The 17,377-nt window shown below is 73.8% G+C and carries 16 protein-coding genes; 9 read left to right on the top strand and 7 right to left on the bottom strand.

Annotated features, from left to right (window positions below):
• The 6 genes from ACIG3E_RS30480 (at position 1) to ACIG3E_RS30455 (ending at position 8,678) form a co-directional block, all read left to right on the top strand.
• Positions 1 to 1,149: an ATP-binding protein gene (locus ACIG3E_RS30480; protein WP_138958659.1), complete on the top strand. Its 1,149-nt coding sequence runs from the start codon at positions 1 to 3 to the stop codon at positions 1,147 to 1,149.
• A gap of 149 nt (positions 1,150 to 1,298) precedes the next feature.
• The gene (gene pheS, locus ACIG3E_RS30475; protein ID WP_399622785.1) at positions 1,299 to 2,423 is read left to right on the top strand and encodes a phenylalanine--tRNA ligase subunit alpha; all 1,125 of its coding nucleotides are present in this window, start codon (positions 1,299 to 1,301) and stop codon (positions 2,421 to 2,423) included.
• On the top strand, positions 2,423 to 4,960 hold the full coding sequence (gene pheT, locus ACIG3E_RS30470; RefSeq protein WP_399622784.1) for a phenylalanine--tRNA ligase subunit beta: 2,538 nt from the start codon (positions 2,423 to 2,425) through the stop codon (positions 4,958 to 4,960). The genes pheS and pheT overlap by 1 nt, the downstream gene beginning before the upstream one ends.
• A gap of 225 nt (positions 4,961 to 5,185) precedes the next feature.
• Complete coding sequence (locus ACIG3E_RS30465) at positions 5,186 to 6,343, top strand: PP2C family protein-serine/threonine phosphatase (protein WP_399622783.1); 1,158 nt, start codon at positions 5,186 to 5,188, stop codon at positions 6,341 to 6,343.
• A gap of 270 nt (positions 6,344 to 6,613) precedes the next feature.
• Positions 6,614 to 7,963, top strand: coding sequence for a transcriptional regulator (locus tag ACIG3E_RS30460; protein ID WP_399622782.1), 1,350 nt, complete (start codon positions 6,614 to 6,616; stop codon positions 7,961 to 7,963).
• Between the two features lie 172 nt (positions 7,964 to 8,135).
• Complete coding sequence (locus ACIG3E_RS30455; protein ID WP_242715688.1) at positions 8,136 to 8,678, top strand: NUDIX hydrolase; 543 nt, start codon at positions 8,136 to 8,138, stop codon at positions 8,676 to 8,678.
• A gap of 21 nt (positions 8,679 to 8,699) precedes the next feature.
• Here the strand turns inward: ACIG3E_RS30455 and ACIG3E_RS30450 are convergent, their stop codons facing one another.
• Together ACIG3E_RS30450 and ACIG3E_RS30445 are read right to left on the bottom strand one after the other, a co-directional pair.
• Positions 8,700 to 8,957, bottom strand: coding sequence for a hypothetical protein (locus tag ACIG3E_RS30450; protein WP_242715686.1), 258 nt, complete (start codon positions 8,955 to 8,957; stop codon positions 8,700 to 8,702).
• A gap of 277 nt (positions 8,958 to 9,234) precedes the next feature.
• Complete coding sequence (locus ACIG3E_RS30445; protein WP_399622781.1) at positions 9,235 to 10,095, bottom strand: 3-hydroxybutyryl-CoA dehydrogenase; 861 nt, start codon at positions 10,093 to 10,095, stop codon at positions 9,235 to 9,237.
• Between the two features lie 184 nt (positions 10,096 to 10,279).
• Between ACIG3E_RS30445 and ACIG3E_RS30440 the strand changes: the two genes are divergently transcribed.
• Positions 10,280 to 11,500: a glycoside hydrolase family 10 protein gene (locus tag ACIG3E_RS30440; RefSeq protein WP_399622780.1), complete on the top strand. Its 1,221-nt coding sequence runs from the start codon at positions 10,280 to 10,282 to the stop codon at positions 11,498 to 11,500.
• 17 nt (positions 11,501 to 11,517) lie between these two features.
• Here the strand turns inward: ACIG3E_RS30440 and ACIG3E_RS30435 are convergent, their stop codons facing one another.
• Positions 11,518 to 11,712 carry a DUF1918 domain-containing protein gene (locus ACIG3E_RS30435; RefSeq protein WP_138958650.1) on the bottom strand — a complete coding sequence of 65 codons (195 nt, stop codon included), beginning with the start codon at positions 11,710 to 11,712 and terminating at the stop codon, positions 11,518 to 11,520.
• Positions 11,713 to 11,792: 80 nt separating this feature from the next.
• On the bottom strand, positions 11,793 to 12,806 hold the full coding sequence (locus tag ACIG3E_RS30430; protein WP_399622779.1) for a DMT family transporter: 1,014 nt from the start codon (positions 12,804 to 12,806) through the stop codon (positions 11,793 to 11,795).
• Here ACIG3E_RS30430 and ACIG3E_RS30425 point away from each other — a divergent pair.
• Complete coding sequence (locus tag ACIG3E_RS30425; RefSeq protein WP_399622778.1) at positions 12,805 to 14,241, top strand: PLP-dependent aminotransferase family protein; 1,437 nt, start codon at positions 12,805 to 12,807, stop codon at positions 14,239 to 14,241. The genes ACIG3E_RS30430 and ACIG3E_RS30425 overlap by 2 nt on opposite strands.
• 8 nt (positions 14,242 to 14,249) lie before the next feature.
• Here ACIG3E_RS30425 and ACIG3E_RS30420 read toward each other — a convergent pair whose 3' ends face one another.
• The 3 genes from ACIG3E_RS30420 to ACIG3E_RS30410 form a co-directional block, all read right to left on the bottom strand.
• Positions 14,250 to 14,714 carry a DUF6314 family protein gene (locus ACIG3E_RS30420; RefSeq protein ID WP_399622777.1) on the bottom strand — a complete coding sequence of 155 codons (465 nt, stop codon included), beginning with the start codon at positions 14,712 to 14,714 and terminating at the stop codon, positions 14,250 to 14,252.
• A 26-nt stretch (positions 14,715 to 14,740) separates the two neighbouring features.
• The gene (locus ACIG3E_RS30415) at positions 14,741 to 15,730 is read right to left on the bottom strand and encodes an aldo/keto reductase (RefSeq protein WP_399622776.1); all 990 of its coding nucleotides are present in this window, start codon (positions 15,728 to 15,730) and stop codon (positions 14,741 to 14,743) included.
• Between the two features lie 170 nt (positions 15,731 to 15,900).
• Entirely contained in the window at positions 15,901 to 16,866 is a 966-nt protein-coding gene (locus tag ACIG3E_RS30410; protein ID WP_399622775.1) for an oxidoreductase, read from the bottom strand.
• Between the two features lie 82 nt (positions 16,867 to 16,948).
• Between ACIG3E_RS30410 and ACIG3E_RS30405 the strand changes: the two genes are divergently transcribed.
• Positions 16,949 to 17,347 (top strand): MerR family transcriptional regulator, encoded by a 399-nt coding sequence (locus ACIG3E_RS30405; RefSeq protein WP_399622865.1) that lies wholly within the window; start codon positions 16,949 to 16,951, stop codon positions 17,345 to 17,347.
• Positions 17,348 to 17,377 lie beyond the last annotated feature (30 nt).

Raw genomic sequence — 17,377 nt, 5'->3', positions numbered from 1 at the left:
ATGAGCGTCGGCACGAGCAGAGCACCGGGAGTGCGGGGCATCCTGTGCCCTCCCGCGGGCCACGCGGGCCCGGCGGGCCCCGGCCTCGGAGAGCTCGGCATCGACCCGGACGACCTGCCCGACGGCCTCGTCGTCGCCGACGAGAGCGGGCGCGTCATCTGCTTCAACGCCGCCGCGGCGCGCATCACCGCCGTGCGCGCCGCCGACGCGCTCGGCATCCGCATCGAGAGCGCCCTGCCCCTGGAGGACCTCGAAGGCCGCCGGTGGTGGCAGGTGACCGACCCCTATGGGGGCCTCGTCACGCGCGTCGCCCAGCCCGAGCGCAATCTGCTGCTGCCCGGCGGCCGGGAAGTGCTCGTCTCCGCCCGGTACGTACGGTCGCGGCCGAAGGGCCCGCTGAGCCGCCTCGTCGTCTCGCTGCGCGACACCGAGGCCCGGCGGCGCACCGAGCGCAGCCACGCCGAGCTGATCGCGACGGTCGCCCACGAACTGCGCTCCCCGCTGACGTCCGTGAAGGGCTTCACCGCCACGCTGCTCGCCAAGTGGGAACGGTTCACCGACGACCAGAAGCGGCTGATGCTGGAGACCGTCGACGCCGACGCGAACCGGGTGACCCGGCTGATCGCCGAGCTCCTCGACATCTCGCGCATCGACTCGGGCCGCCTGGAGCTGCGCCGCCAGCCCGTCGACATCGGGGCCGCCGTCGGGCGCCACATCCAGGCCCACGTCGCCGCGGGACAGGACGCGGACCGCTTCCTCGTCCGCCTCCAGCAGCCGCTGCCCGACCTGTGGGCCGACCCCGACAAGATCGACCAGGTGCTCAGCAACCTCCTGGAAAACGCGGTGCGCCACGGCGAGGGAACTGTCACCATCGACGTGGCGCCCTCGCCGTCCCTGCGGGTGCGGGGAGCGACCGACACCGCGGTCACCGTCAGCGACGAGGGTTCCGGCATTCCGGAGGAGTCGATGGGCCGCGTGTTCACCCGCTTCTGGCGGGGCAGCAAGCGCGGCGGGACGGGACTGGGGTTGTACATCGTGAAGGGCATCGTCGAGGCACACGGCGGCACGATCACCGTCGGCCGCGCGGCGAGCGGCGGCGCCCAGTTCCGATTTACGTTGCCCGTGGGGGCTCCGGCGTACCTCCAGTGAGGACGCCCTGAGCAGCCCGCGGGCGCATGCGTTCACCACCACCCCGTTAGACTCGGTCGTTGGCACCTTTGTGTCCCCAATTTCGGGACAACTCGTCTCCGACTCGTTGACGGGGACCATCCGCCAGCCAACCGGAAGCACGGGAAGAGATGTCGGCACCGAACAAGTCGTACGACCCTGTCGAGGTCGAGGCACTGAAACCTGAAGAGATCGAGCGCGTGCGGGACGAGGCGCTCGCCGCCTTCGCGGCCGCCGCCGACCTCGGCCAGCTCCAGGAGGCGAAGACCGCGCACTGCGGCGGCACCTCGCCGCTCTCGCTCGCCAACCGCGAGATCGGCGCGCTGCCCCCGCAGGCCAAGGCCGAGGCGGGCAAGCGCGTGGGCATGGCCCGCGGCGCCGTGAACAAGGCGCTCGCCGCCCGCCAGGCCGAGCTGGAGGCCGAGCGCGACGCCCGCGTCCTGGTCGAGGAGGCGGTGGACGTCACGCTGCCCCACGACCGCGTCGCGCCCGGCGCCCGGCACCCGCTGACCACGCTGTCCGAGCGCATCGAGGACATCTTCGTCGCCATGGGCTACGCGGTCGCGGAGGGCCCCGAGGCCGAGGCCGAGTGGTTCAACTTCGACGCCCTGAACATCGGCCCGGACCACCCGGCGCGCGGTGAGCAGGACACGTTCTTCATCGAAGGCGCGGACGGCTCGGCCGACTCCGGCGTCGTGCTGCGCACGCACACCTCGCCCGTGCAGATCCGCTCGCTCATCGACCGCGAGCCGCCGGTCTACGTGATCTGCCCCGGCCGCGTGTACCGCACCGACGAGCTGGACGCCACCCACACCCCGGTCTTCCACCAGGTCGAGCTGCTCGCCGTGGACGAGGGCCTGACCATGGCGGACCTCAAGGGCACGCTGGACCACATGGTGCAGAAGCTGTTCGGCGGCGAGGGCATGAAGACCCGCCTGCGGCCGAACTTCTTCCCGTTCACCGAGCCGTCCGCCGAGATGGACATGGTCTGCTACGTGTGCCGCGGCGAGTCCGTGGGCAACGCCGACCGCCCCTGCCGCACCTGCTCGTCCGAGGGCTGGATCGAGCTCGGCGGCTGCGGCATGGTCAACCCGAAGGTGCTGGCCGCCTGCGGTGTGGACCCCGAGAAGTACAGCGGATTCGCCTTCGGGTTCGGCATCGAGCGGATGCTGATGTTCCGCCACAACGTCGAAGACATGCGAGACATGGTCGAGGGTGACGTCCGCTTCACCCGGCCGTTCGGGACGGAGATCTGATGCGCATCCCGCTTTCCTGGCTGCGGGAGTACGTCGACCTCCCCGCCACCGAGACCGGCCGCGACGTGCAGGCCAAGCTGATTTCCGCGGGCCTCGAAGTCGAGTCCGTCGAACAGCTCGGCGCGGGCCTGAAGGGCCCCCTCGTCGTCGGCAAGGTCCTCACCATCGAGGAGCTGGAGGGCTTCAAGAAGCCCATCCGCTTCTGCACCGTGGACGTCGGCACGGCCAACGGCACGGGTGAGCCGCAGGAGATCGTCTGCGGCGCCCGGAACTTCGCCGTGGGCGACAAGGTCGTCGTGGTCCTGCCCGGCGCCGAGCTGCCCGGCGGCTTCGCCATCTCCGCGCGCAAGACGTACGGCAAGACGTCGCACGGCATGATCTGCTCCGGCGACGAGCTGGGCATGGGCGACGACGGCAGCGGCGGCATCATCGTGCTCCCGCCCGAGCACGAGGCCGGCACCGACGCCATCGAGCTGCTCGAACTCGTCGACGAGGTCCTGGACATCGCCGTCACGCCCGACCGCGGCTACTGCCTGTCGCTGCGCGGCGTCGCCCGCGAGACGGCCACCGCGTACGGCCTGCCGCTGCGCGACCCGGCGCTGCTCGACGTCCCGGCCCCGAACTCCTTCGGGTACCCGGTGCAGGTCAGCGACCCGGTCGGGTGCGACCGCTTCACCGCGCGCACCGTCACCGGGCTCAGCCCCGACGCCCGCTCGCCGATCTGGCTCCAGCGCCGCCTGCAGAAGGCGGGCATGCGCCCGATCTCGCTGGCCGTCGACGTCACCAACTACGTGATGCTGGAGCTCGGCCAGCCGCTGCACGCCTACGACCGCTCCCGCGTCCAGGGCACCATCGGCGTCCGCCGCGCCGAGCAGGGCGAGAAGTTCACCACCCTCGACGGCGCCCAGCGCGTGCTCGACGCCGAGGACCTGGTGATCATCGACGAGCGCGGCCCCATCGGCCTCGCCGGTGTCATGGGCGGCGCCAACACGGAGATCGCCGACCACGCGGAGGAAGAGGGCACCACCGACGTCGTCATCGAGGCCGCGCACTTCGACGCGGTCGCGGTGGCCCGCACCGCCCGTCGCCACAAGCTGTCCTCCGAGGCGGCCCGGCGCTTCGAGCGGGGCGTCGACCCGCAGGCCGCGTCCGCTGCCGCGCAGCGCACCGTCGACCTGCTCGTGCTGCTCGCGGGCGGCACCGCGGAGGCGGGCGTCACGGAGGTCATCTCGCCCTCCGCGCCGCACACCATCACGATGCCCGCCGACCACCCGGACCGCGTCGCGGGTGTCGCGTACGGCCGCGAGACGGTCGTGCGCCGCCTCCAGCAGGTCGGCTGCGACGTGTACGGCCAGGACGTCCTGACCGTCACCGTGCCGTCGTGGCGCCCCGACCTCGTCGAGGTCAACGACCTCGCCGAGGAGGTCATCCGCCTCGAGGGGTACGAGAACCTGCCCTCGACGCTGCCCAAGCCCCCGGCCGGACGCGGTCTGACCGAGCGGCAGCGGCTGCACCGCAGGGTCGGGCGCGCGCTCGCGGGCGCCGGTTACGTCGAGGCGCCGAACTACCCGTTCGTGAGCGAGCAGGTCTTCGACCAGCTCGGCCTGGACGCCGACGACCCGAACCGCCGCGTCGTCAAGCTCGTCAACCCGCTGTCGGACGAGGAGCCCGCGCTCCGTACGACGCTGCTCCCCGGCCTCCTCGCCACGCTGCGCCGCAACGACGGGCGGGGCAGCCACGACCTGGCCCTGTTCGAGACCGGCCTGGTCTTCCACCCCGCCGAGGGCGCGCACGTCGCCGGGCGCCTGCCCGCGGGCCGCCGTCCCACGGACGAGGAGATCGCCGCGCTCAACGGCGTGCTGCCCGAGCAGCCGCGGCACGCCGCGGTCGTGCTCGCGGGCGCCCGCGAGCGCTCCGGCTGGTGGGGCAAGGGCCGGCCGGCCGACTGGGCGGACGCCGTCGAGGCGGCGCGCACCCTGGCCCGCGAGGCCGGTGCCGAACTCATCGTCCAGCAGGGCCAGTACGGCCCCTGGCACCCGGGCCGCTGCGCCGAGCTCCTGGTGTTCCTGGACAGCGCCGAGGGGCCGAACGGCGAGCAGGGCGACCTGGTCTCCATCGGTCACGCGGGCGAGCTGCACCCGCGCGTCACCAAGGCGCTGGGCCTGCCCGCCCGCACCTGCGCGATGGAGCTGAACCTGGACCTGCTCCAGGAGGCGGGCGAGGGCTCGCTGCGGGCGCCGCGCATCTCGGCCTTCCCGGTGGCCACGCAGGACGTCGCCCTGGTCGTCGACCAGGACGTCCCCGCGGCCGTCGTCGAGGCGTATCTGCGCGACGGCGCGGGTGACCTGCTCGAGGACATCCGCCTGTTCGACGTCTTCACCGGCGAGCAGCTGGGCGAGGGCAAGAAGTCGCTCGCGTACGCGCTGCGCTTCCGCGCCGCCGACCGCACGCTGACGGTCGAGGAGGCCTCGGCCGCCCGCGACGCGGCCGTGGCGCGCGCCGCCGAGACGACCGGCGCGGTGCTGCGCGGGGCCTAGTACCGGCCCGGCGCGCGCAAGTGCTGCTGAGGGGGCGTGTCCGCGAAAGCGGATGCGCCCCCTCCGGCGTACTCGGGGACACCCTGAGCCCGCTCACTCGTTTGAGTGACAACTGCCGGTGATCTGACCCGATCCGGCCATCCGGTCGACAGAATCAATCCGGCCGTGGGGACCGGTCCCGTACACGGCCCGCACGCTGAACCGGGCCTTAGGGGGGCCGTCGGCATGATCCTCATCAAGCCTCGTACGCCCCGCCGCGGCGCCGGGACCCGGCGCGGACCGCGGCGGCGGGCCCGCGGTGGTGGCGACGGATGTGACGAGCGTCCGTCAGCGACGTTCGAGCGGCCGTGCCGCCGTCGGCTGCGGCGGGCGCTCGCGCTCGGCCTGCCGACGGTGTGGGGCGCCGTCGCCATCACGTACAAACTGGTCTGTCCGCTCGCGCAGCAGCACGGCCTGGGGGCGCGGATCGTCACCAGCGCCGTCTTCTTCGCCGTCGGCACGGGACTCATAGTCCAGGTGCGGCACGCGCTGATCCGGGAGTTGCGGCAGATCCGCGAGGTCGCGGGCGCCGCGCAGAACGTCCTGCTTCGGCCGCTGCCGCCGCGCGTCGACGGGCTCGCGCTGGCCGCGGGCCGCCTCTCCGCCTCGCTGGGGGCCTCCGTCGGCGGCGATCTGTACGAGGTCGCCGCCACCGACCACGGCGTCCGCCTCGTCATGGGCGACGTGCGCGGCCACGGCCTCGCCGCGATCGGCACCGTCGCCGCCGTGCTCGGCAGCTTCCGCGAGGCCGCCCACGACGAGCCCGAACTGCCGCAGGTGCTGCGGCGCCTGGAGCGGGCCCTGGCCCGGCACTTGCGGGAGCGCTCCCGCGCCGAGCACCCGGCGAGCGGCGCGGCGGCGCCGGAGAGCCCGGTCGCCGAGGAGTTCGTGACCGTCCTGCTGGTGGAGATCGGCCAGGACGGCGAGGTGTGGGCGCTCAACTGCGGCCACCCGTGGCCCTATCGGCTGCGCGGCCGCGCCCAGCTGCTCTCCGGCGGCGAGCCGCTGCCGCCGCTCGGCCCCTTCCCGCTGCCCGCCGAACTGCCCGTGCAGCTCTGCGGCAGGCTGCTGCCGGGCGACGCGCTGGTGCTGCACACGGACGGCGTGGAGGACGCGCGCGACGGCTCCGGGCGGTTCTTCCCGCTGAAGGCCGTGCTCGGCGAGGCGGCCAGGAGCCAGCCGGTGTCGCCGCAGCAGGTGATCCAGTCCGTGTACGCCCGGCTCCTGCGGCACATCGGCCGCCTCCCGTCCGACGACGCGGCGCTGCTCGTGCTGCGCAACGACCGCAAGAGGGTCCCCCGGCAGCAGACGGAGACCGGGCGGTGCGCCCGCACCATGAGCTGAACACCGCCCGGTGTGGTGCGGCCCGCGCCGTCCGTGCCGTCGCGGAACTGCCGGGCAGACGACGGACGAACGGACGGCGCCGACAGGGGCCGCCGCGCTGAGTGAGGGGGGAGCCGACGGCCCGGCCGCCTCCTGGTGAGGACCCTCAGTCAACCGACCGCGCGCCCCGTGCGGCAGAGCGCGTGCCCCCCGGATGCGAGCACTCCGTTCACACCCCGTGTGAAGGGCGCTCCACTAGGCTGGGCGGACCGAGCCACCGGAGGGGCATCCATGCAGCCCAACACCCTGCTCGACGCGATCCTCGACGAAGCCGGCATCTCGCACGCGGGCCTTGCCGCCCATGTGAACCACGCCGGCAAGGCCCGCGGCCTCTCCCTGAGATACGAACACACCGCCGTGGCCCGCTGGTTGAAGGGCCAGCGCCCGCGCGGCCAGGTGCCCGACCTGATCTGCGAGGTGCTCGCCGCGCGGCTGCAGCGCACCGTCACGCTCGACGACATCGGCCTCGGCGTGCCCGGCGGCCCGGCCCTGCGCGGGGGCACGATGGCCTCCACGCTCTCGGGGTTCGTCGAGCGGGCGACGGCGCTGTGGCGGTCGGACGAGCAGCAGCGCCCGCACCTGCTCGGCGCGCCCGCGGTGACCGGGACGCCCGCCGTGATGCCGGTGTGGGAGTGGGAGAATCCACCCGAGGACACGGACGTCTCGCGCGGCGGCCGCCACCCGGTGAGCATGGCGGACCTGGAGATGCTGCGCGCGGCCCGTACGCACTACGAGCAGATGTACCGCAAGACCGGTGGCATCGCGACCCGCACCCGCATCGTCGGCTTCCTCAACGCGGAGGCGGCGCCGCTGCTCCGCGGCAGCTACACCGACGCGATGGGGCGTCAGCTGCACCGCGCGACCGGCGGCCTGGTGGCGATAGCGGGCATCTGTGCCTACGACTCGGACGCGCACGGCCTCGCCCAGCGCTACTTCCACCAGGCGCTGCGCCTGGCGAAGGCCAGCGGGGACCGGGGGCTCGGCGCGTACGTGATCGCGCTGCTCGTCAACCAGTCCCTCTTCATGCGCGAGTACCGCCAGGCGGTGGCCTTCGCGGAGGCCGCGCTGCGCGCCGCGGGCCGGGACATCACGCCCGCCCTCGCGTCCGACCTGTACGCGATGCAGGCCAAGGCGTACGCGCACCTGGGCGACGGCAGCAGCGCGCTGTCCTGCATCCGGCGGGCCGAGGTGGCCGCCGAGCGCATCCGGCGCGGCCGGGAGCCGGACGAGACGGGCTATGTCCAGCCGGGCCTGGTCAATGTGCAGGTGGCGGAGGCACTGCTCAGCCTCGGTGATCTCGCGGCGGCGCGGGAACACGCCGCCGCCGCGGTGGACACCCCGGCGCACGACCGGGGCCGGGTGCACCGGCTCGCGATGCTCAGCCAGATCGAGCTGCGCCAGGGCAACACCGACGAGGCGGTGGCCACGGCGGTGGAGATGGCGGAGCAGGCGCGCGGGATGGAGTCCCAGCGCCTGCGCGACCGGCTGCGCGCGGTGCGCGAGTACCTGGTCCGCAGCGACTGCGCGGGCACGGCCGAGGCCGCGGAGCTGATCGACGGGGCGCTGCGGGTGCCGCTGTGAGGAGCGGGGGCGCAGTGCGGCGCGGTTCTCCGTGACGCCGTGACGTCGTGACATCGGGGGCGCGGGGGCGGAACGACGCCTGACACGTGCTACGTCGCCCCGCCGTGCGCCGAGTGCTCTCCCACCCTCCTGCTGCGATATTGCCATCTACTCGGCGGAAGGTGGCAGAACCGTGCAGTGGACGAAACAGAGCGAACAGACTGTGTATGGAAACCGATGGTTCACCGTCAATCTCGCAGACGTCGAGCTGCCGGACGGCCGGCACCTCGACCACTTCCTGATAAGGCTCCGTCCGGTGGCGATCGCCACGGTGGTCAACGAGGCCAACGAGGTGCTGCTCCTGTGGCGGCACCGCTTCATCACCGACAGCTGGGGCTGGGAGCTCGCGGCGGGGGTGGTGGAGGACGGAGAGGACATCGCCGACGCGGCCGCGCGTGAGATGGAGGAGGAGACCGGCTGGCGGCCGGGGCCCCTGCGACACCTGATGAGCGTCGAGCCGTCCAACGGGCTGACGGACGCCCGGCACCACATCTACTGGTCGGACGAGGGGACCTACATCGGCCACCCCGAGGACGACTTCGAGTCGGACCGACGCGAGTGGGTGCCGCTCAAGCTCGTTCCCGACATGGTGGCGCGCGGCGAGGTCCCGGCCGCCAACATGGCGGCGGCGCTCCTCCTGCTGCACCATCTGCGCCTCGGCGAGGACGCGCGCTGACCGCTCGGACGCGGCCCCGGGCTAGTGTCCGAGGGCCTGCCAGACCGCCACGGCGAGCGCACCGACCGCGGTGAGCGCAGCGAGGGCGGGCAGTGGCCAACGGGTGTGTTCCAGGGCCGCGAGCCGTACGGACAGGTCGTCCTGGTCCTTGGTGTGCTGAAGGTCGCGCTGGGTGAGTAACGCGAGCTGTCCGTCGACGCGGGCGAGACCCACGTCCAAGCCCCGACGTAACTCTGCGAGTTCTTCCGGGACCACGGGACGCTCGGGGTCGGTGGTCACGACTCCGCTCCTCTCAGTAGTGGGGTCACATCCCCCCTGTGCGCAGCGGAAAGTCAACTCGCCTGGTCGTCGCGGCGGGAGAGTGTGCGCAGGGCATATGCGAGCCCATGGCGCACACGGTGTGTGAAAGGCGCGGGCCCGGCACTCAGCGAGTGCCGGGCCCGTGAACTGGCCGGAAATTGACTTGAATTCAGCAACGCAGCGTAGCCGCTACCGGAGCCCACCGATCCAGATCCCGCGAGCGCCCCCCCAGTACGCCGGGCGGGCCGGACGCGGGTCAGTCGTACGGGTAGAAGCCCGAGCCCGACTTGCGGCCGAGGCGGCCCGCGTCGACCATGCGCTGGAGCAGCGGGGGAGCGGCGTACAGGGGCTCCTTGTACTCGGTGTACATCGAGTCGGCGACCGAGGCGACCGTGTCCAGGCCGATGAGGTCGGCCAGCTTGAGCGGGCCCATCGGGTGGGCGCAGCCCAGCTCCATGCCGTTGTCGATGTCCTCGCGGCTGGCGATGCCCGACTCGAACATCCGGATCGCGGAGAGCAGATACGGGATGAGGAGCGCGTTCACCACGAACCCGGAGCGGTCCTGGGCGCGGATGGCGTGCTTGCCGAGCACCTTCTCCGTGAACAGCTGCGCCCGGCTGAGCGTGCCCTCCGACGTGGTCAGGGCCGGGATCAGCTCGACGAGCTGCTGCACGGGGGCCGGGTTGAAGAAGTGGATGCCGATGACCTGGTCGGGCCGGGAGGTGGCCACGGCCAGCTTCACCAGGGGGATGGAGGAGGTGTTGGAGGCGAGGATCGCGTCCTGGCGCGTCACGACCTGGTCGAGCACCTGGAAGATCTCGGTCTTGACCTGCTCGTTCTCCACGACGGCCTCGATGACGAGGTCGCGGTCGGCGAATTCGCCCAGATCCGTGGTGAAGCTGAGCCGCGCGATCGTCTCGTCCCGCTCCTCCTCCGAGATCTTGCCGCGCTCGGCCGCCTTGGACAGGGAGTTGTACAGCCGGGTGCGGCCGATCTCCAGGGCCTCTCCGGTGGTCTCCGCGACCTTCACGTCCAGGCCGGAGCGGGCGCAGACCTCTGCGATCCCGGCGCCCATCTGGCCACAGCCCACCACTCCGACGCGCGCAATGTCGGCCATAGAGTCGGTCACCTCGTGCCTTTCGCTCATCTACAGGGGCGGCAGGTCCCCCGTGCGGTACCGGTCCCTGCCTCGCCGGTGAACGTTACTCCGCGCGTCGCGGTGCGCGGCCGCCCGGGTCGGGCATGCTGTCCCCGAACGGCCAGGGCTTGTCCGGGGATTTCGAGCATCAGGGGACGGGAACATGAGGCGTATGTCACGTCGGGCCTTCACCGTGGCGGCGGCAGCGGCGGCCGCGGGGCTCGCGACAGCCGGGGACGCGGCCGCGGGGACGGGCTCCAGACACGGGGGGCGCGAGATGCGGGGCATGTGGGTGGCGACGGTGGTGAACATCGACTGGCCCTCCAAGCCGGGCCTGTCACCGCAAGCGCAGCGCGCGGAGCTGATCGCCTACCTCGACGAGGCGGTGCGCCGCAGGCTGAACGCGGTGGTCCTCCAGGTGCGCCCGACGGCCGACGCGTTCTGGCCCTCCAGCTACGAGCCCTGGTCGGAGTACCTCACCGGCACCCAGGGCAAGGACCCGGGCTGGGACCCGCTCGGCACCGCCGTGCGCGAGGCGCACTACCGCGGCCTGGAGCTGCACGCCTGGTTCAACCCGTTCCGGATCGCCATGCACGCCGACCCCGCCCGCCTCGTGCCGACCCACCCCGCGCGCGTGCACCCCGAGTGGGTGGTGCCGTACGGCGGGAAGCTGTTCTACAACCCCGGCCTGCCCGAGGTGCGGCGGTTCGTGCAGCAGGCGATGCTCGACGCGGTGCGCCGCTACCGCCTCGACGCCGTGCACTGGGACGACTACTTCTACCCGTATCCGGTGGGGGGTCAGGTCTTCGACGACGACGCCGCCTTCGCGCGCTACGGCGGCGCCTTCCCCGACCGGGCCTCGTGGCGCCGGGACAACATCGACCGCCTCGTGCGCGAGATGGGCACCCGGATCAAGAAGGTCCGCCCGGGCACGCAGTTCGGGATCAGCCCCTTCGGCGTCTGGCGCAACGCGGCCACCGACCCCACAGGATCGGACACGCGGGCGGGCGTGCAGACCTACGACGACCTGTACGCCGACACCCGCGGCTGGGTGCGCAAGCGCTGGCTGGACTACATCTGTCCGCAGCTCTACTGGCACATCGGCCTGCCCGCCGCCGACTACGCGAAGCTGGTGCCCTGGTGGGACGAGGTCGCCCGGGGGACGGGCGTGCGCCTGTACGTGGGGGAGGCGCTGTACAAGGCGGGCGACCCCGCGCAGCCCGCGCCCTGGCAGGACCCGACCGAGCTGTCCCGCCACCTCACGTACGCGAAGGGCTTCCCACGGGTGCGCGGGCACGTGTTCTACTCGGCGAAGCACGTGGTCGCCGACAGGATCGGCGCGATGCGGCGCGTTGTCGACGACCACTACACGTACCCGGCCTAGGGCCGCGGGGCGCGCGGCTAGTCGTTGGCGGCGAAGGGGCGCACGACCGTGTCGGGGCCCGGGGACATCACTGTCTCGTGACCGTCCTCGAACCGCACGCGGTACGGCGGGCCGCCGTCCGCTCCGAGGACCTCGATGACTTCCGCATTCCGGTCGTGCTGTCCCACGATCCTGCCGTGGATCAGCAGCCGGTCGCCCACGGATGCTTGCATGGGGAGTGACCTCCTCGTCCGCTTCGCTGTTGGTGGCGGTGCGTGGCGGACAGTGTACGACCGGTGGCCCCGGTTGGCGCCTACCCGCGCGCCCGTTGGGTGGCGGCGATGCACACCAGGACGGCGACGGCCGTGAGCGGCGCGGCCGGGGTCAGCGCCTCGCCGAGCAGGAACACCGACCAGACGAGCGTGAGCAGGGGCTGGGCGAGCTGGAGCTGGCTGGCCTTGGGGATGCCGACCACGGCCATGCCCCGGTACCAGACGACCAGGCCGAGGAACTGCGAGCCGACCGCCGCGTACAGCAGGCCCGCCGTGCTGTGCGCGGTGAGCTCGACCGTCTCGTGCGGCAGGGCGAGCGCCGCCCAGAGGACGCCGAGCGGCAGGCACAGGACGAGCGCCCAGCCGATGACCTGCCAGCCCGGCATGTGCCCGGCCAGGCGGCCGCCCTCGGTGTAGCCCGCGGCGCAGACCACCAGCGCGCCGAACAGATACAGATCGGCGGTCGTCAGGGCGCCGCCGCTCTGCTGGACCGTGAATCCGACCACGGCGGCGGCGCCCGCGAGCGCCGCCGCCCAGAACGCGCGCGAGGGCCGGGCGCCGGTGCGCAGCACGGAGAACACGGCCGTGGTCAGGGGCAGAAGGCCGACGACGACGGCCGCGTGCGCGGTGCTCGACGTCTGCAGGGCGAGCGTCGTGAGCAGGGGGAAGCCGATCACCGTTCCGGCCGCGACGACGGCGAGGCCGGGCCAGTCGGCCCGCCGGGGCGGCGGCACGCGCAGCGCGAGCAGACAGCCGCCCGCGACGAGGGCGCTCAGCACGCAGCGCAGGGCGACGAAGCTCCACGGGCCGATCCCTTCGAGGCCCCAGGCGGTGGAGGGGAACGTGAGCGAGAACGCGGTGACGCCGAGGGCGGCCTGAAGCGTGCCGACGCGCCGGGACACGGGAGCCGTCTGCGGGGCCCCGGGCCGCGCGGCCGCGCGGTTCGCCGTGGCGGTTCCCGTCGCGGGGCGGCCGGTGGCGGGCCGGTCCGCCGGGGAGGTGCGGGGCGGGACCGCTATCCGCTGTCGTTCAGTAGCGCTATCCTGTGCTGTCATGCAACAGCGTAGCAGTGTGGGTGAGTTGGCGTATCAGCTACGAAATGAGCTGGACCGCTACTCTCCAGGTGGAAAGCTGCCCTCCAGTCGGGCCCTGGTCGAGCGGTTCCGGGTGAGCCCGGTGACCGTGTCGCGCGCCCTCGCGCAGCTCGCCGCCGAAGGCCTGGTCGTCACCCGGCCCGGCGCCGGTGCCTTCCGGGCCCAGGCGCCGGGCGCCGCCGTCCCGGTGGGCGACACCTCGTGGCAGGAGGTGTCCCTGAGCGCCGACGCCACCGCCGACGTCGTGCCGCGCTCGGTGGACGCCTCCGGGGTGCTCGCCACGCTCGCCGCGCCGGGCCCGGGCGTCATCGAGTTCAACGGCGGCTATCTGCACCCCTCGCTCCAGCCCGAGCGCGCGATGGCCGCCGCCCTGGCGCGCGCCGGGCGGCGCCCCGGCGCCTGGGAGCGGCCCCCGGTCGAGGGCCTGCCCGAGCTGCGCGAGTGGTTCGCGCGCGGCATCGGCGGCGCGATCACCGCGGCCGAGGTCCTGATCACCGCGGGCGGGCAGAGCGCCCTGACGACCACGCTGCGGGCGCTCGCCCCGCCCGGCGCGCCGGTGCTCATCGAATCGCCCACGTACCCGGGGCTGCTCGCCATCGCGCGCGCCGCCGGGCTGCGGCCCGTGCCGGTGCCGGTGGACACCGACGGGGTGCGCCCCGACCTGCTCGCCGCCGCGTTCGAGGCGACCGGCGCGCGGGTGTTCGTCTGCCAGCCGCTGTTCCAGAACCCCACCGGAGCCGTGCTGTCCGCCGAGCGCCGTCCCGAGGTGCTGCGGATCGCCCGCGCCGCCGGGGCCTTCGTCGTCGAGGACGACTTCGTGCGCCGCCTCGTGCACGAGGACGCGGGGCCGCTGCCCAGGCCCCTGGCGTCCGAGGACCGGGACGGCGTCGTCGTGCACGTGTGCTCGCTCACCAAGGCCACCTCGCCGAGCTTCCGGGTCAGCGCGCTCGTCGCGCGCGGCCCCGTCCTGGAGCGGCTGCGCACCATCCAGGTCGTCGACCACTTCTTCGTGCCGAGGCCGCTTCAGGAGGCCGCGCTCGAACTCGTCGGCTCCCCGGCCTGGCCCCGCCATCTGCGGGCCGTGGCGGGGGAGTTGAAGGAGCGCAGGGACGCCGCGGTGGCCGCGCTGCGGCTGCGGCTGCCCGCGCTCGCCCTGCCGCACGTGCCCGCGGGCGGCTACCACCTGTGGCTGCGGCTTCCCGACGGCACCGACGAACTCGCCCTGGCGGTGGCCGCGTCGCGCGCCGGGGTCGCGGTCGCCCCCGGTCGCCCCTACTTCGCCGCGGAGCCCCCGGCCGCGCACATCCGGCTCAGCTTCGCCGCCCTCGCGGGCACGGCCGAGATCGCCGAAGGCGTCCGCCGCCTCGCCCAGGCGTGCGACGAGGTGACCGCCTGAGCGCGGGCTCAGCGCGCGCGGGCGTACTCCGTCGTCAAGAGCAGGTCCTTGGCCGGGCCCCGGACCCGCCAGCACGTCCGCCAGGAGTCCGCGTCGGCCACCGTGAAGTCGCCCCGGTAGAGGTCCGCCGCGCACGGGTGGTCGGCGGTGTGGCGGCCGGTGCGCAGGTCGAGGCCGTGGAAGAAGCGCCCGTCGGCGAAGTGCACGAGCACGGTGCCCGCGGGCTCGCCCGGCAGGAAGCGCAGGGTGCGCTCGGCGGGGCGCGGGGTGCCCCGCCAGGTGAACGTGCCGGACTCGTGGTGCAGCAGACCGCCGCCCCGCGCGGCCGCACCGGTCAGCGGCGTGAACCGGGTCGTGCCGCTGAAGCGGCCCTCCACCGGTCCGTCCGCGCCCGCGGCGAAGTCCCGTACGGTCCGCTCCACGCGCCACTCACCGGCGAGGTGGGCGAGGGCGTCGGGCACGGGGAAGGGCATGCCCGCAGCGTACGCGGGCCGCGGGGCTAACGGTCGACGACGGTGAGGCTCACCGCGTCGTACCGCGTCCCCGCGACGCCGTCCACGGGGGCCGCCGCGTCGATCGCGGCGAGGTCGTCGGCGGACAGCTCGATCGTGGCGGCCGCGAGGTTCTCCCGCAGATACGTCTCGCGGCGCGTGCCCGGGATCGGCACCACGTCGGCGCCCCGGTGCTGCACCCAGGCCAGGGCGAGCTGGCCCGCCGTGACGCCCTTCTCGGCGGCGAGCGCGGTCAGGGCGTCGACGAGGGCGAGGTTGCGCTCCAGATTGCCGTCGGCGAAGCGCGGCTGCGAGCGGCGCACGTCGTTCGCCTCCAGGTTCTCGACCGAGGTGACCCGGCCCGTCAGGAAGCCGCGGCCGAGCGGCGAGAACGGCACGAGGCCGATGCCGAGCTCCCGGCACACCGGCGCCGTCTCCTCCTCCAGGTCGCGGGTCCACAGCGACCACTCGCTCTGCAGCGCCGCGATCGGGTGCACGGCGTGCGCGCGCCGGATCGTCCGCGCGCTCGCCTCGGACAGGCCGAGGTGGCGCACCTTGCCCGCCGCGACCAGGTCGGCCATCGCGCCGACGGTCTCCTCGATCGGCACGTTCGGGTCGACGCGGTGCTGGTAGTACAGGTCGATGTGGTCGACGCCGAGCCGGGCGAGCGAGGCGTCGCAGGCCTGCCGCACGTACGCGGCGTCGCCGCGGATCAGCGGGGGCTCGCCGAGCCGGTTGGCGAAGCCGAACTTCGTGGCGATCACGGCCCGCTCGCGGCGCGCCCCGGACAGGGCGCGGCCGAGCAGCTCCTCGTTGTGCCCGGCGCCGTAGTAGTCGGCGGTGTCGAAGAGGGTGACGCCGAGGTCGAGGGCGCGGTGCAGCGTGGCGATCGACTGCGCGTCGTCCGACGTGCCGTAGCCGTGGCTCATCCCCATGCAGCCGAGTCCCTGGGCCGAGACGGTGAGCGCGCCGAGCGTGCGGGTGGGCAGGCCGGTCATGTCGTACCTCCAGGTGGTGCGGTGGTCTGCGCGGATCCCCGCGGGGCGGTGATCACGGCCGTGACAGTAGGAGTTGGAGCGCGCTCCAACGCAAGCCCCGCCCGGGGGCCCGCCTCTGCCACCCCGGGGCGGCCTGCCGCGCGAGGACGCCACGTGCCCGACGGCGCGCGCTACGCGAAGTGGTCCACGCCGGTGAGCTCGGCGGACAGCTCCCACAGCCGGGCCGCCGCCTCGGGGTCCCTGACCCACGGCTTGACCCCGCCGATCAGCATGTCGTCGGTGGTGGCGGGCTCCGCGACGTCGCAGTCCTGGCAGTAGGCGCCGCCGTGGTCCGCGAGCAGCGGCGAGGTGGCGGCCCACACGGCCGTCGCCGCGCCCTGTGCCGGGGACTTGAAGCCCTCCGCCGGAGTGCCGTCGGGACCGAACCAGCCCTGAGCGAGCTGCTCCTCGCGCGGCACGTGCCGTTGCAGCGGGGTGAGGATGCTGCCCGGGTGCACCGCGAAGGCGCGCGGCCCCCGGGGCCCGGCGAGCCGGTCCAGGTGCAGGGCGAACAGCGCGTTGGCGGTCTTCGACTGCGCGTACGCCAGCCAGCGGTCGTAGCCCTCGTGGAAGTGCGGGTCCTGCCAGCGGACACCGGACAGGAAGTGCCCCGACGAGGCCACCGCCACGACCCGGGCCCGGCCCGGGGTCAGCGCCGGGGCGAGCCGGTTGACCAGGGCGTAGTGGCCCAGGTGGTTGACCGCGAAGTGCGCCTCCCAGCCGGGCCCCACCCGGGTCTCGGGGCAGGCCATGATGCCCGCGCCCGCGATCACCAGGTCGACGGCGCGCCCGGCGTCCAGGACCCGGTCGGCGAAGGCGCGCACGCTGTCCAGGTCGGCGAGGTCCAGGGCGGCCACCTCCGTGCCGGGCACGCCGTCGAGGGCCGCGGCGGCCGCCCGGGGCCTGCGCGCGGGGACGAGCACCCGGGCCCCGGCGCGGGCCAGCGCCCGGGTCGTCTCCAGACCGAGGCCGGAGTAGCCGCCGGTGACGATCGCGGTCCTGCCCTGGAGGGAGATGCCCCTCAGTACGTCGTCGGCGGTGCTCCCCGCGCCGTGCCCGGAACCGATCCTGCGCTGCTCTGCTGTCGTGGTCGTCATGGCGGGAACGCTAGGACCTAGACTGCGATCTAGATCAAGCTGAGCGGGCACGGAGGTCGAGGTGGCGCAGCGCGCCGAGGGGATGTCCATCGGGCAGGTCGCCGAGGAGACCGGGCTCAGCGTGCACGCGCTGCGGTTCTTCGAGCGCGAGGAGCTGTTCCTGCGGCCCGTCCCGCGCACCGGCGGCGGGCGGCGCGTGTACGAGCCCGCCGACGTGGAGTGGCTCCTGCTGTGCAACCGGCTGCGCGAGTCCGGGATGCCGATCGCGACCCTCAAGCGCTTCGCCGCCCTCGTCCGCTCGGGGCCGGGCAACGAGCCGGAGCGGCTCGCCCTGCTCCAGGAGCATGAGCGCGCCGTCCGCGCGCGCAGGGCGGAACTCGACGCCGCCCTGGAGATCATCCACGGCAAGGTCACGGCGTACGAGAAGCACGTGCGCGAGGGCACGGCGGCGGGCGTCTGGGCCCCGGCCCCGCCCCGCTGACCGGAACCGGGCCCCGGCCCGCCGACCGGA

This window comes from Streptomyces sp. NPDC053474 (genome assembly GCF_044544845.1).
Classification (GTDB): domain Bacteria; phylum Actinomycetota; class Actinomycetes; order Streptomycetales; family Streptomycetaceae; genus Streptomyces.
The sequence above is the reverse complement of the archived record's forward strand: the minus strand, read 5'-3'. Positions and strand labels throughout refer to the sequence as shown.

Bases quoted from the DNA above. Each gene is read 5' to 3' on its own strand.
- ACIG3E_RS30480 (WP_138958659.1), top strand. From the start codon at position 1: ATGAGCGTCGGCACGAGCAGAGCACCGGGAGTGCGGGGCATCCTGTGC.
- pheS (WP_399622785.1), top strand. From the start codon at position 1,299: ATGTCGGCACCGAACAAGTCGTACGACCCTGTCGAGGTCGAGGCACTG.
- pheT (WP_399622784.1), top strand. From the start codon at position 2,423: ATGCGCATCCCGCTTTCCTGGCTGCGGGAGTACGTCGACCTCCCCGCC.
- ACIG3E_RS30465 (WP_399622783.1), top strand. From the start codon at position 5,186: ATGATCCTCATCAAGCCTCGTACGCCCCGCCGCGGCGCCGGGACCCGG.
- ACIG3E_RS30460 (WP_399622782.1), top strand. From the start codon at position 6,614: ATGCAGCCCAACACCCTGCTCGACGCGATCCTCGACGAAGCCGGCATC.
- ACIG3E_RS30445 (WP_399622781.1), bottom strand. From the start codon at position 10,095: ATGGCCGACATTGCGCGCGTCGGAGTGGTGGGCTGTGGCCAGATGGGC.
- ACIG3E_RS30440 (WP_399622780.1), top strand. From the start codon at position 10,280: ATGAGGCGTATGTCACGTCGGGCCTTCACCGTGGCGGCGGCAGCGGCG.
- ACIG3E_RS30435 (WP_138958650.1), bottom strand. From the start codon at position 11,712: ATGCAAGCATCCGTGGGCGACCGGCTGCTGATCCACGGCAGGATCGTG.
- ACIG3E_RS30425 (WP_399622778.1), top strand. From the start codon at position 12,805: ATGCAACAGCGTAGCAGTGTGGGTGAGTTGGCGTATCAGCTACGAAAT.
- ACIG3E_RS30430 (WP_399622779.1), bottom strand. From the start codon at position 12,806: ATGACAGCACAGGATAGCGCTACTGAACGACAGCGGATAGCGGTCCCG.
- ACIG3E_RS30420 (WP_399622777.1), bottom strand. From the start codon at position 14,714: ATGCCCTTCCCCGTGCCCGACGCCCTCGCCCACCTCGCCGGTGAGTGG.
- ACIG3E_RS30415 (WP_399622776.1), bottom strand. From the start codon at position 15,730: ATGACCGGCCTGCCCACCCGCACGCTCGGCGCGCTCACCGTCTCGGCC.
- ACIG3E_RS30410 (WP_399622775.1), bottom strand. From the start codon at position 16,866: ATGACGACCACGACAGCAGAGCAGCGCAGGATCGGTTCCGGGCACGGC.
- ACIG3E_RS30405 (WP_399622865.1), top strand. From the start codon at position 16,949: ATGTCCATCGGGCAGGTCGCCGAGGAGACCGGGCTCAGCGTGCACGCG.